Source organism: Helicobacter sp. 23-1048 (genome assembly GCF_053654545.1).
In genome coordinates, this window is sequence record NZ_JBSIUT010000001.1 from 197411 (window position 1) to 211129 (window position 13719).

The window sequence follows — 13719 nt, forward strand, 5'->3', positions numbered from 1 at the left end:
AGATTACAATTACACCAATTTCACACACAAAAGGGAAGTAAATGAAAACAACAAAGATGATAGACACTCGTGGTGGAGGGGATTATAAGAGCTTTTGTGAAGCGATTCTCTCTCCTAGCACGGCAAGTGGTGGTCTTTATACATTTTCTGCACTACCGACATTACACAAAAACGAGCTTGTAAGACTTAGCAAATGCTCTTACAAAGAGCTATGTGAGGAGGTTTTCTCGCTTTTGGGATTAGACATTCCCAAAGGACTTTTACGCGATGCACTCCAAACTTATGAAAACTTTGATGACGCAAACACGCCCGTGCAACTTAAACGCCACGATGAGAATCTTACCGTGCTAGAACTCTATCACGGACCCACTCGAGCGTTTAAAGATATGGCTCTCCAGCCATTTGGCTCACTTATAAAATCTCTAAGCACGGATAAAAGGTATCTTATCCTCGTGGCGACAAGTGGCGATACAGGACCAGCGACATTAGAGAGTTTTAAAGATGCGAGTAATATCGATGTAGTCTGCCTATATCCAAGCAAGGGCACTTCAGATGTGCAACGACTACAAATGGTAACCAAAGATTCCCCAAATCTCAAGGTAATTGGCATACAAGGCAACTTTGATGATGCGCAAAGCACACTTAAAACCTTGCTTAGCGATGATGAATTTAATGCAACCTTGCAAAATCTCAACATTTCTCTATCGGCTGCGAACTCCGTAAATATCGGGCGTATAGTATTTCAAATTGTCTATCACATTTGGGTGTATTTAGAGTTATTGCGACGTGAGGAAGTGTCTTTGGAAAATCCCGCATTCTCACACATTAACATTATCGTGCCTAGTGGAAATTTTGGTAATATTTTGGGGGCATTTTATGCGAAAGTTATGGGCGTGCCTATAAACCGCCTAATTTGCGCGTCAAACCCCAACAAGATTCTCTATGAATTCCTCACCACAGGCGTGTATGACATTAGGACAAAAAACCTTATCCAATCGCTTTCCCCTGCAATGGACATTATCAAAAGCTCCAATGTGGAACGGGTCTTGTTTGCACTCTTTGGCGCGCAACGCACGGCACAATGTATGCAATCTCTCCAAAAAAATGGAGTTTATGCCCTTGATGTCAAAGAGTTGCAAGCACTTCAAGAACATTTTAGCGCGAGTTTTTGCACAGATGAGCAATGCAAAGAGTTCATTAGAGAATCGTATGCGAAGGGATATGTGTTAGATTCCCATACAGCGTGTGGATTAAAGGCATATAAAGACTTTAAGCAAAGTGTGGGTGGCAAGTTTGTGCTTTGCTCCACTGCGGAATGGAGCAAATTTGCTCCCACCATTGCAATGGCATTACGAGAGGATAAAGAAATTTCTAAAGTTTCTCACAAATCAAACGATTTAGGGAAACTTAAGGAGATAAATAAATATGGCGACAAGGAGGCTATTGCTTTCTTGCAGGGCTTAGATTCTCAGATTACCCTGCATAGCAATATTAGCTCATTATTCGACAAGCCCATTGCGCAAAGCCAAGAGCTAGCCATTAAAGAAGTCAAGCCCCACATTATAGAGTGGCTTACACAACGGAGGTAAAAATGAATATTGTGAATAAAAATTGGCTTATTCCAACCATCGCATTTTTTTTCTTTCTTTATGCGATGGCTTTGCTTGGCATTTATACCTTTAGAGATTCTCAAGACGCGCTCTTTGAAGGGGCAAAGAATCTAGGACCAACAAGCGTTAAAGACCTCCAAAAAGAGATTGGCAAACGCGGAATATCGAGGTAGCCACACAAAAGGGAACACAAATTGATTTAAAAACATAGAACTTTCGCCGATTTTGGCTTAAGGCAAATAGAGATTTAAGGAGTAGCAGTGATTACAGGTGTAAATGCGAGTGCTATCAATGCCGCACACAACAACGATACGAAAAACAAGGGTGCAAAAACCCAAGATTCTACAAAAAGCCAAAACGTGCTAGAATCTGCAAATACTGACAAAGCAAAGCGTATCAAAGACCAAATAGCACAAGATAAATACGAAATCAATATCCCCGAAACTTCTAAGAAAATGGCATTAGATTTGCTTAATCTCTAAAAAGCGCATTTGGGGAGTCAAATCCCAAAGAGGGCGCATTTGGAGATTGCAATGCTATTACAACATCTACAAGAAGCCATTAGTGATTTAGATAAACTTATAATCCTCACCAAAGAAGATGTCGCTGACATTGCGTTGGCAAACAATGATGCGATTTTTGCACGCAATGAGGAAAAAAAGCTCCTTATTAAATCATTTGAAACCAACAAATCGCTTTTAGAATCACAAATGCGCGAACTTATGGAAAAAAACCCCAATACACCAATGAGTGAATTGCTAGATTCTGAAGTTGATGAGGGTTTAGAGCGATTAAAAAGCACACTTAAAACACTCAAAGACATCAACTCATCTTACGCACAAAGCGTATTTGCTGTGGGTGAATTTTACACCTCATTGCTTAAAGCTCTCGTGCCTTATGAGAATCACGACTATACAGCAAGCAAGCCCAAAAGCCATATTTTAGATATTAACGCATAAAGGTCTAATATGGGTGGCATTTTATCATCACTAAATACTTCATACACGGGATTATCTGCCCATCAAGTAATGGTAGATGTAACGGGCAATAATATTTCAAACGCGAGTGATGAGTTTTATAGTCGTCAGCGCACAATCGTGCGCCCAGAGAAGCCTTTGTATTATCAAGGGGTAAATATCGGGCGTGGCGTGAGCGTAGAGACTATCGCTAGAGTGCACGATGAATTTGTATTTTCACGCTATCGTAGAGCAAGCGAAGAATCACAATTTTACAACACACATTTTGAGTATTTGCGCGAGGCGAGTGCATTTTTCCCAGAAGTCGATGAAGTGGGAATCTACAACGATTTGGAGCGATACTTTGATTCTTGGAAAGATTTAGCAAAATACTCCACCGACCCAGCACAAAAGCAAGTCCTTGCAAAAGACGCTCAAACGCTAGTCAAAACTATCACCGATACACGCAGGCGACTAGAAATCCTCCAAAGAAAGGCAAGCGAGGAGCTAGAAGTGGTGATTAAAGAAGTCAATGCCAACGCTAAAGAAATCGCACAAATTAACGGCAAAATTAAAGAAATGGAAGACCAAATCCAATTTATGCAGGCAAATGAATTGCGCGATAGGCGCGATGAACTTGAATTTAATATTCAATCGTTGCTTGGGGCAAATGTGTTTAAAAACCACTTATGGACAAAATATCCAATCGCGCCTAGAATGGCGGACTTTGATGATGAATATGTGCTTAATGTCGCACACGGCTTTAACATTGTCGATGGTGCAATGCACCACCCAATCATCGTAAAAACAGATGAAAATGCGCCAAATTTAGCGCATGTGTATTTTCAAGGTGATGACTTTAAAACCATAGAAATCACTGATAAACTTACTCAAGGCAAGGCTGGCTCGCTTATCGCTCTTTTTGGTGATGGGACTTATGACGCGCCACTTGGAAAACTTCAAGATTATATCAATCACCTTGATGTCTTTGCACGGGGGCTTATTGAAGCAACCAACCATATTTACGCCCAAAGTGCCACACACGATATTAAAAGCGACATTTTGGATATTTGGAATACCGCTGCGCTTATTGATTCCCCCTACAACATTAAAGAGGGGAGTTTTGATATTATCGTGTATAACACAAAGGGCGAAGAAATCGTGCGCAAAACTATCAACATAGACCGTATCACCACGATGAATGATATTATCAAGGCTATCAATGCAAACACTGATGATAATGCAGATAACAACGCACTCAACGATGTCGATGACTATTTCCAAGCCTACTATCACCCGACAGGACGCCAATTTGTCGTTGCTGCGAAAAATCCTTCACAAGGCTTATATGTGGGTATCAAAGATAATGGCACAAACTTTGTGGGTGCGCTTGGAATCAATCGGTTTTTTGATGGGAATAGTGCGAGAAATATCGCACTCAACCCTGAATATGCACGCGATTCAGCGTTGATTAGACCTTGGCTCTCTCCTGTGGCTGGGAACTTTGAAGTGGCAAATATGATGCAACAACTCCAATATGATGAGGTGGATTTCTATCCATTTTTAGCCAAAGAGCCAAAGAGTATGCGCATTTCTGAGTATTTTCAGTTTGTAACGGGGCGCGTAGCAACACAAACCGAACAAACAGAGCGCACCAAAGAAACCAAAGACGCTGTGCTAAGCGCGGTGAAAAAAGAGCACCACTCTATTTCACAAGTAAGCATTGATGAAGAAATGGTAAATCTTATTAAATTTCAAGGTGGTTATGCGGCAAATGCCAAAGTCATCACTACCATTGATAGAATGATAGAAACACTCCTAAGCATAAAGCAATAATCACCACGCTTAAAAAAGATTAGGAAATCTACGCAATCCCTACGCTTCAAGTTTATAGCCTACTCCGCGCACGGATATAATGTATTTTGGCGATTTTGGATTCTCCTCAATCTTAGAGCGCAATCGCCCAATAATCACATCAATGCTTTTATTTGAGCTCTCTGGGTTGATACTTTCAGATTCTATGGCGATTGCCTCGCGTGAAAACACCTGCCCCTTTTTACCAATAAGCAGTGTGAGAATCTCATACTCCGCTCTTGTGAGTTCAAGCATTTTATCCTTAAAATACACCTGTCTTGTTTGCTTATCAATTTTAAAGATTGATTCTTTTTCCCTACTAAGCTCTTTTGGATTTTTCTTTGCGTATCGGCGCAAAAGTGAGTTAATGCGCGCTACAAGCTCTTTTGGGTCATAAGGCTTAGGCAAATAATCATCTGCGCCATATTCTAGGGCTTTTACCTTATCATCGACATCGCTTCTTGCTGAAGAGATAATGATTGGGATATTTTTCTGCTTCGCCACACGCTTGCAAACCTCTAATCCATCGAGGTTTGGCAGGGTTAAATCAAGCAGTAAAATATCAAAATGCTTGGCATTGACGGCACTCATTCCTGTATAGGGCTCATCATAATTGGTTACATTCATATCGTGCCCCTTAAGGTATTCTGTGAGAATCTCGGCAAGCTCCATATCATCTTCAATCATCAACACTTCCAACATTTCTTTTGTTGGCTCTTTTTGGGTCTCTTTTGACATTTATTCTCCTTTGGTTTTGCTAAACCGAAATTTAGCGTATTGTATAACAAAATGCTTTAAGATAAAATTAAGTAAAGCACTTTATATATTTAATCGCGCAACCCTAACACAAATTGCAACATTGCTCCAGAATCTTGGCTTGATTGCGCTGGTATCTTGCTTGGGTGCTTGTATTGCAAATCTTCTTGTAAAATAATCTCGCTTGGCGTATAGTGGCTTTGGAGAATCTCAAGGCTAAAAAACACGCTAAGTGTCTTGCTTGCCTTATCCTCGCGCACGATTAAAGGAGCGTTAATTTGCACAATATTTTCTAAATTGCCAATTTGCTCTAAAAATTCAAGCACTTTTGTGTTGTTTGCCATAAAGCCAGAAATATCAAACTTCGTATAAGAAATGTTGTTGTCTGATTTGGTCTCTTTTTTCTTCACTTTAAGTGAGACAAAATAATGTTTTATGCGTTCTTGGAGTTGCTTTTCTGTCGGTGTGTCAGCATAAAGTCTATCAAAAGCTTGGGCATTTTCCTCAATGAGAGATTTAAGTGCGGCTTTGGTTTTGTTGTATTCATTCACAGCTTGATTATAGATAAGCTCTTCGCGCCGATTTTCTGTGAGTTGTTTTTTATAAGTCTCTATACGAGGCAAAAGCACATTGACTACTCCAATGACACAAATTATCACAAAAACAAAGAAAAAGAGGGTGTTTTTTATTGTAAATTCACTTTTGTAATCATTCATCTTCTTCTCCTTGAGGCTTTCGCAATGGCTCGCTACGCTTGCTTACTGAAGTAAAGTGAAACCAGCCATTAAGCAAAGGGAAAAAATCCACCCTGCTTTCATCAAAGCTCGCCTTAAGCGGTGCTTCTAGCAAAAATTTATACACTTCTTGGGAGGGTGTGATGCCTTTAAGCTCTAGCTTTCTCTCATCAATGCGAATACTATTAAGCGTAATTTGCGTTGGGATAAGATTTACTAATCGTTCAAAACCACCTCTAAACCGCTGGTTTGTAGATTTTTCGCCACCCACTTTCTCATCAATAAGCGCAACTGTGTTGTGCTCGTAAGTAAGGCGTGCGATATATTCCTTTGTCGCGGTGATTTTTTCACTTACCTCTTTAGTTTGGTCGTCCATATCGACAACTTCGTATTGCTTCCCATCGATGCGCGTTTCTAAGAATCTATCAAACACACCAATGCAAACAATCATTAGCAAAATATAAAAAAGCCAAAATTTTGTAAAACGGCGAAAAATCGACTTTGCTTTTGGTTGTATGAAACTATATGATGCCATTATGGATTCTCCCTTTGCATAAGCTCTATCAATGTTTTTGTTATATCCACGGGGCGCACTTCAATATCCATTAAAAGCGAATTTCTTATATGCTCGACAGCTTGATTGGAGATTCCATAAGTGTCAAGAAGAATGATTTTGTCCAAAAAATCGCTTTTATACATATCATTACTATAAAACTCACTCACGCAATTTGTGATAATCTCACTCGTATCATTAGCACGCGCCAAATCACGCAATTCCTCAATCCTTGCTTGCTCGCCTTGAGCTTTTTTTCTATTTTTGAGCTCTTTTGGCGCAATCTCTTGCTCAAGGACTTCCTCATCTATGCCATCTAGCTCTCCTAACTCGCGTAACTCCTCTGGGGAAGTCCCAGCAAGTCCATCAATATTTTTCATATCTAAAATAGAGCTAATCTCGCTGTGCTCGTCATCATCATCTCCAATGCCCTCCAAATCGCTGCTTAATGGGAAATATCCGCCAAAAAAAACATTTTTCTTATCCGCTACAAGCAAGCTGATATTAGACCTTTGTTGCAGCACATACAAGCAATTTCTAGTGCGAAGCATTTTGTGTGCGATAATGGTATAAATCACAATAAATGGGGAAAATAAAAAATCCAACCCCAACGCTTGAAGATAGCGCGCTCGACTTTCTGCAACAGCGCGCTTTTGTATATAACACGCCCAATTATGCATTCGTATAAATAAATTCTCATCGGGCTTAATGCCAAACTTTGAGAGTTTCACCCTTTGTGTCGTATCAATCACGCCTTGATTGTAGGTCTTTGATATTGAGCCAAGATAAGTAAATGGATATTTTCTTTTGTATGCGCGAATGAGCTTTGCGGCTTCAGCAGGCAGTTTATTGTCAAAGGCTTTAAATTCTTTGCAAAACTCTTCCTTTGTTTGTCCATTTTTGCGAGCTACCACATAGACCTTGCAAAATCTCCCATCAACATCTACGCCAATAAACGCAGTCGAAAAAAAAGGGCGAAGAAAAGATGATAAGCCCAAAATACCTACCTCACTTACTTACAAAGTTATTGTATAAAATTTCTACCCCTTAGCACATAAAAATATCGTTCCTTTATTATGGCTATTTGGGCAAAAATCACATATTTAGGAGAAAAAATATCGAATAGAGCCAAAGCCCTTAATGTGCTCAATGCTCGTGATTTTAGCAATGTGAGAATCACTTACAATGCCACCTAAGGCAAATGTCTTCTCTCGTGCTTGAATATGTAGGGCGTGCAAAGATTGTATGCCTAATGGGGCGGGTTTGTTTGGCGTGGGGAAAATAGGACTAAGTGTGCAATAATGCGCACCGCTCCGCAATGCCCCATATACCTCATCAACGCTATGCGCGCTAAATCCAATGATACCACCATAATGACGCGCGATAGAATCTATGCAAGTAAAATACGCACCTTTTAGGTGGATTCCATCAAAATGGCGCAAAAGATGAGAATCTAAAATGGCTAACGGATTGGCGTTGTCAAAAGTAGCGTTTAACACCACACGAATGCCACGCTTTTTACACTGCAGGGCAAAATCCTCAGCTAAAGACATATCATCACACCGATACATAGCGTAATGCACTTGATGAGAATCTAAAATAGCACCGAGATTTTGAGCGCAATCACGCGAAGTGTAATAGCTGGGCGTGATAAGCAAAGATTGCAACACGCCCATTCAATGTGCCTTAGCCTAAGCCGATTATCTGCTTAATGGTCAGAATCTACTGCTACCGCTCCGCTAATATACACATAAGTGAGAATCATAAACACAAAGGCTTGCAAAAATGCCATAAAAGTCAAAATAGCAAACGGCAATGCAGGCACAACCCAAGGCACAAGCATAAGCATAATAAGCAAAAACATATCATCGCCCTTGATATTCCCAAACAAACGGAAAGAAAGCGAAATAATGCGTGAAAAGTGTGAAATAATCTCCACAGGTAACATTAAGGGAATAAGCCAAGGCACAGGACCCATAAAGTGCTTGAAATACTTGATGACTCCTTGCGCTCGAATGCCCTCAAAATGGTAGTAAAAAAACACCACCAACGCTAAAACAAGTGTAAAGCTAAGGCTAGAGCTCGGTGCTTCAAAGCCCGGTATAATCCCAATAAGATTAGCAAACGCCACAAGTAAGCCAATGGTAGCCGCAAGTGGAAAATACTTCCTTGCTACTTCCTCGCCCACAATGTCCTTTGAGAAGTTAATCACTCCGCTGATAAGTGTTTCAAACACATTTTGCACGCCACTAGGCACAAGTTGCATCTTGCTTGTGGCGAGCTTCGCACACACCAAAAGCAAAACACTAATCAACACGGTATAAACCGCCACCACAAAATCTTGATGAGAAAACACTTTTTCTAATGAGTGCGGGTAAAACGCCCCCGCAATGGTCCAAACTCTATCTTCCATAACATTGCCCTTGCATAAAATTTCCCAATATTATGCCTTGTGAAAAGTAAAAAACCTCTTAAAACAATAAAATTATATGAATTTTGTGTTGATTTTACGCAAAAAATGCAAAGTGCAACCAAATAATATCAAAAATGGTGCGAGCACGCCCATTTCTGGTTGGATTAAGCCCGCTGTGGAAAATTCAGCAAAAGAGAAAAATAACCCCCAAACCATAAGCACACCAAGAACACAAGAAAATCCAAGTATCGCAAGATTCTCATAGCGCGCTAAAGAAGGGATAAAACTCGCAATGACAAGAATACTCAATGGGACAAAAAATGGTGCAACGACTAAGGCATAGATAATGCCACGCATTTTAGTCGAGCTTGTGCCTTGTTTTATGGAGATTCGCAGTGTATCAATCGCATCAATGATAGACACACGAGGCTTGTCTTTGGCAAAGGTATCAAGCACCTTTGGACGAAATCCTTTTAATAGCTCTAATTGGGCGATTTCTTGTTTATCTATGGCTTTGCTACCGATTTGTAGTTGCGGAGAAATGCTCACCAAATTCACATCGCTAAGTCGCCACTGATTATTGACAAAAAATCCACTCTTAGCACTATAATATTGCCGAAGTTCTAGGGAATCTAGCTCAAAGATTTTGATATTCTCCACCCTCGCACCACCATCTTCGAGTGGAAAAATCTTCCCCATATAAATGTATTTGTCATCAAACTTTAAAAGCACATCAGTGCGGACATTTACAAGCGTTTGATTATGCACGATAAGCTCCACTTGCTCTAACGCATAGGCAAGTGGCGTGCAATTTAACCCAATATGCGCACAAGTAAAAAACACACACACCGCAACAACGGGAAATAAAATCCGCAAGCGAGAATATCCAAGCGCAAGAAGTGCTGTTAATTGGTTTGTTTTAAGCAAGTTTATAAGAAATACAATCGCACTTAATGCAAGCGATATGGGTAAAGTATAACTCATCGCATAGACACAATCATAAAAAATATACAACACCAATAAGTTTGCAGAATCTGGAAGTTTGTCAATGTATTGAAGCGTATCGATAGTTACAAAAAACAACTCAAGCGCGCTAAAAATAATGCAAAAATACTTGAGATAATGCAAAGCAATAAATCGAAACAACATTGCCAAAACCCCGCTTAATTTTATAGAATCTACGCATTATAGCAATTTTCCACTATTTAAACGCCAATATTTTCGCCGATTTATTAAACTTAGAGATAATATCTAAATTACCTTATATCAAGGAGGCATTTATGCGATTCTTAGTTATGACAAGCGTTGTGCTTGTTTCTTTAGTTTGTAGTGTGTTTGGCGCAAGCCCATTTAACTCATACAAAAGTGCGGAGAGCTCATTGCTTTCAAACTTTGGAAGCGGACGCGTGATAAAGGCGAGTAGTGCGAGTAGCTCTGCGACTTGGATTCTCTACAATGAGGGGCATTTAGGCTATTCTTACTCATCACTTGGCGATATGATTTTAAACTCCGCTGATGTTGGATATTCTAGCTACATTGTATCGGTCTCTAGTGCGGGTGGGTTGCATCCTTATGTGGGTGTGGAAATCACCGTGCCTGTGTATCTCCGAGCTCGTGGAGATAGTAATATTTTTGCCACTTCGCCACAAGCAGAATTGCCAAATGGGACCAAACTGCTAGGCGAGACAAATTTTAGCGGTTGGGGAGTGCAGATTCCCGCTGTGTTGGGTGTGCATTTTGGTGGAGGATTCTATATCCAAGCGATGGCTGGATATTCTTATCATTCACTCACAGATACATTTTTTAAGAGTGATACACAAAATAATTGGAGTGCGAATGCTGTGTATCAAGGGGTTGTCTATGGTGGCGGACTTGGACTTAAACTTAAAGACACCTTTAGCATTGGCGTGCGCTATATGATGGGCAACCTTAATAGCACTACGCGAGACCCGGGTGATTTTACCGCGCTTAACACTTATATTAAGACAAAAGATTTTCAAGTCCCTTATTGGAGAGCGTCAATCATCTTAGGCTATGTATTTTAGCCTCTTCACACAATCAATATAAATAGAAAGCCTTTTTGCTTTCTATTTATACAATTTCACTCCACCCTTACTCAATAGCTCGTTGCTTTCTTGTAATAAGCGACCTTAAATATCCATTTTCATCTCTAATCCGTGTTGCCAAAAGGCACATTCTAATCGCGTGACGGTGTAAAAAATATCGCTAAGTTTTTTAAACTTTGTCTCATTTACGGCGTGGCTATAACTATCCACAAACTCCTCAAACTCACGCACCAACACCTGAATCTCATCGCCCGCATAAGTGCAAATCCAATCTTTATATGGGTGATTATCAAGTTTGGTAATATCAAGCCTGCTCCCAAGCTCTCTACCAATCACGCCATAGCCAATCGCACAGCTACTTAAAGCCACAAGCATATCAAGGTAATCCCCGCTACTTGCCACGCCCTGCATATAGCGCGTATAAGCGATATTTGTTATACTCTCATCACGCGCATTTAAGTGTTCAATGCCAAATTGCAAAATGCTCGTGTGGAGTTGAGATTCCACTTCAATGGCGATATTTTGATACTTTGTGGCGAATTTTAGCTCGGTGGTATTGGTGGCATTATTTGCCAGCAAAGCACAACACCTCCCATAATGCAACAAATAAATAGAATCTTGCTTAAGGTAAAACAAAAAGTTTTCTTTTGGTAATGTGCCCGCCTCGATTTGCTTGACAAATTGATGATGAATGTATTTGTCCCAAATATCTGCATTTGCTTCTACAAGAGAAGAAAAAAGTTTTTTTGTGCTCATAATTGCTCCTTATAATGTTGTTTTGGAGCACACATACTAATATATTCAAGTAAATATTGCCCTAAAAACATATTTTTATTTAACTTTTTTAAAAAATATTGATAATTTTAAACCAAAGGCGAAAAAGACAGAATCCCTTTTGGGATTCTGTGGAGGTTGTTAGAGCAATGCTCTACATTTTTAAGTTCCACTCTACAAGCGTTGAGTGTTTGTTTTTGCCCTTCTTCTTTTTTACATTCACATCGACTAAACCATACATATTGTTTGCCACAGAGATGAGCTCTTTGGCAATATTATCGATAAAGGAAATGTCATTAAGAAGCGATGTCCCATTTGCCGAGCTAATAGCCTTTTGCTGGATAAGTCGCTCAACAATGCCAAACGCATTTCTATCTTGGGCTTTAAAGAATTTTTTGTAATCCTTAAGCATATTTTTTGCTTTCTTTTGTCGCTTTTTAGGTGCAATTTTAATTTGCTCGATAAGTCTTAAAAGCGAGCCCACTTCAAGGCGCATTTCATCGTATTCTTTTTGCATAGCCGCATTTCTGCCCGTAGAGTATTTCTTTATGTTTGCTCTTAGCACTCCTGCACTTTTTGTCGCCTCAGCAATTTTACGCGAAGCGATTTGTAACGCTGTAATTTGCTCAATATGCCCAATGTCGCTGACGAAAGTTTGAAGTTTGCTTGAAAAATCCATAACGCTGTTAAAAAGCGTTTTTACTTGGTTGTTATAGAGTTCATTGACATCAATGTCTTCTTTAAGCCAATCTTTATTTTTTACCACTTCTTTAAGCTCTTTATCGCTCTTTATGTCTGTGCGGTGGAATCCAATCGCGTGCGAAATAATCGCAAAGGCATTGTCATAAAGATGTTTAACTTCTTTAGTGAGTGCTTCTATGGCTGTATCACGGTAAGGCAATAACGCATCATTGATATACAGCGGTGCATCTTGAGATTTTGACTTGCTCTTTAAAAGGCTGTTAAGAATCTTTGCTATAAGTGGGATAAAAGCCGTTAAAAGCACGACTCCAACGAGATTAAAGAGTGTGTGCCAAATCGCTATGCGAAACATAGAATCTTCAGCAAACCCACACAAATCCCCCACCATATTATTAAGTGCTTCAAAATATGGGAAAAACACCGCGACAATAAACACGGTGGTAAAGTTAAACACACAATTTGCTACCGCTAACCTACGCCCCTCCACATTTGTGCCAAGCGAAGCGACAAGTGCAGTTACCACACCACCCACACTCGTGCCAAGCACCGCAGCAAGCGCACCTGAGTAGCTTATTTGCTGCTCCGCATACGCAGCGATGATAATGGCAAGAGAGCCGTGAGAGCTTTGGATAATGGCTGTCATCGCCGCACCAATAAGCAAGAATCCAAAAACTTCCTTATACCCCTCTAAGCGGTATTGAGATAAATCCATTACTTCCTTAAAGCCCTCAAATCCAGCCTTAATGTAAAACACGCCCAAAAAGAAAAATCCAAATCCAGCGAGAATCTTGCCAAAGTATTTTTGTGCCTTACTTGGACGAAAGTTAAACAACAATCCGCCCACAATAAAAGGCAACGCCAATGCAGAAATACTAATAGAGCTCGCGCCCACAATCAACCACGAGCCAGCACTATTTCCTAAATTCGCACCAAACATAACGCCAATACCTTGCGTTACCGTGATAAGCGACACTCCTGCAAAGGTAACCGCCAGCACCGTTACGATACTTGAGCTTTGCATTATAGTCGTAGCAATCGTCCCAAAAGCCACGCTTCTTATAGGCGTCTTTGTCCAGCTTGAGAGCACTCTCTCTAAAATCCCTCCAGAAAATCCTCTAAAGCCCTCGCCCAAAAAGAGCATACCAAAAAGCAAAATTGCCACACCCGCACACAGCTTGCCGATTTCCTCATTCACAGCAAGCGCGTAAATCACTAATATCCCTATGACAAAAAAGTAATATTGCTTTATTGCCTTGCTAAACTTACCCAACATAAAACCGCCTTTACAATGAAATTTTAGA

At 40.2% G+C, this 13719-nt stretch carries 15 protein-coding genes; 6 read left to right on the forward strand and 9 right to left on the reverse strand.

What is annotated here, in order from left to right; translation table 11 throughout:
- Positions 1 to 41 precede the first annotated feature (41 nt).
- The 5 genes from thrC to flgK all read left to right on the forward strand — a co-directional run bounded on the left by thrC (position 42) and on the right by flgK (position 4402).
- On the forward strand, positions 42 to 1589 hold the full coding sequence (thrC, locus tag ACWIWK_RS01035; protein ID WP_454150036.1) for a threonine synthase: 1548 nt from the start codon (positions 42 to 44) through the stop codon (positions 1587 to 1589).
- A gap of 2 nt (positions 1590 to 1591) precedes the next feature.
- On the forward strand, positions 1592 to 1783 hold the full coding sequence (locus ACWIWK_RS01040) for a hypothetical protein (protein ID WP_454150038.1): 192 nt from the start codon (positions 1592 to 1594) through the stop codon (positions 1781 to 1783).
- Positions 1784 to 1870: 87 nt separating this feature from the next.
- Positions 1871 to 2092 (forward strand): hypothetical protein, encoded by a 222-nt coding sequence (locus ACWIWK_RS01045; RefSeq protein WP_454150039.1) that lies wholly within the window; start codon positions 1871 to 1873, stop codon positions 2090 to 2092.
- A gap of 51 nt (positions 2093 to 2143) precedes the next feature.
- The gene (locus tag ACWIWK_RS01050; RefSeq protein WP_454150041.1) at positions 2144 to 2569 is read left to right on the forward strand and encodes a hypothetical protein; all 426 of its coding nucleotides are present in this window, start codon (positions 2144 to 2146) and stop codon (positions 2567 to 2569) included.
- A 9-nt stretch (positions 2570 to 2578) separates the two neighbouring features.
- The gene (flgK, locus tag ACWIWK_RS01055; protein WP_454150042.1) at positions 2579 to 4402 is read left to right on the forward strand and encodes a flagellar hook-associated protein FlgK; all 1824 of its coding nucleotides are present in this window, start codon (positions 2579 to 2581) and stop codon (positions 4400 to 4402) included.
- Between the two features lie 39 nt (positions 4403 to 4441).
- Here the strand turns inward: flgK and arsR are convergent, their stop codons facing one another.
- The 7 genes from arsR to ACWIWK_RS01090 all read right to left on the reverse strand — a co-directional run bounded on the left by arsR (position 4442) and on the right by ACWIWK_RS01090 (position 10025).
- Entirely contained in the window at positions 4442 to 5122 is a 681-nt protein-coding gene (arsR, locus tag ACWIWK_RS01060; protein WP_454151995.1) for an acid response regulator transcription factor ArsR, read from the reverse strand.
- Positions 5123 to 5247: 125 nt separating this feature from the next.
- A complete protein-coding gene (locus tag ACWIWK_RS01065) occupies positions 5248 to 5892 on the reverse strand; it encodes a hypothetical protein (RefSeq protein ID WP_454150044.1) in 645 nt (214 codons plus the stop codon).
- Positions 5885 to 6445 (reverse strand): hypothetical protein, encoded by a 561-nt coding sequence (locus ACWIWK_RS01070; RefSeq protein WP_454150045.1) that lies wholly within the window; start codon positions 6443 to 6445, stop codon positions 5885 to 5887. Before ACWIWK_RS01070 ends, ACWIWK_RS01065 begins: the two co-directional genes overlap by 8 nt.
- Positions 6445 to 7461 (reverse strand): hypothetical protein, encoded by a 1017-nt coding sequence (locus ACWIWK_RS01075; RefSeq protein WP_454150046.1) that lies wholly within the window; start codon positions 7459 to 7461, stop codon positions 6445 to 6447. Before ACWIWK_RS01075 ends, ACWIWK_RS01070 begins: the two co-directional genes overlap by 1 nt.
- Before the next feature lie 105 nt (positions 7462 to 7566).
- Positions 7567 to 8139, reverse strand: coding sequence for a thiamine phosphate synthase (locus tag ACWIWK_RS01080; protein ID WP_454150048.1), 573 nt, complete (start codon positions 8137 to 8139; stop codon positions 7567 to 7569).
- 32 nt (positions 8140 to 8171) lie between these two features.
- Positions 8172 to 8876, reverse strand: coding sequence for a F0F1 ATP synthase subunit A (locus tag ACWIWK_RS01085; protein ID WP_454150050.1), 705 nt, complete (start codon positions 8874 to 8876; stop codon positions 8172 to 8174).
- Positions 8877 to 8948: 72 nt separating this feature from the next.
- A complete protein-coding gene (locus ACWIWK_RS01090; protein ID WP_454151996.1) occupies positions 8949 to 10025 on the reverse strand; it encodes an LptF/LptG family permease in 1077 nt (358 codons plus the stop codon).
- Positions 10026 to 10156: 131 nt separating this feature from the next.
- Between ACWIWK_RS01090 and ACWIWK_RS01095 the strand changes: the two genes are divergently transcribed.
- Positions 10157 to 10921 carry a hypothetical protein gene (locus ACWIWK_RS01095; RefSeq protein ID WP_454150051.1) on the forward strand — a complete coding sequence of 255 codons (765 nt, stop codon included), beginning with the start codon at positions 10157 to 10159 and terminating at the stop codon, positions 10919 to 10921.
- Between the two features lie 105 nt (positions 10922 to 11026).
- Here the strand turns inward: ACWIWK_RS01095 and ACWIWK_RS01100 are convergent, their stop codons facing one another.
- Both ACWIWK_RS01100 and ACWIWK_RS01105 read right to left on the reverse strand, forming a co-directional pair.
- Positions 11027 to 11698, reverse strand: a complete 672-nt coding sequence (locus ACWIWK_RS01100; protein ID WP_454150053.1) for a TenA family protein — start codon at positions 11696 to 11698, stop codon at positions 11027 to 11029.
- 172 nt (positions 11699 to 11870) lie between these two features.
- Entirely contained in the window at positions 11871 to 13691 is a 1821-nt protein-coding gene (locus tag ACWIWK_RS01105) for a Na/Pi cotransporter family protein (RefSeq protein WP_454150055.1), read from the reverse strand.
- Positions 13692 to 13719: the final 28 nt, after the last annotated feature.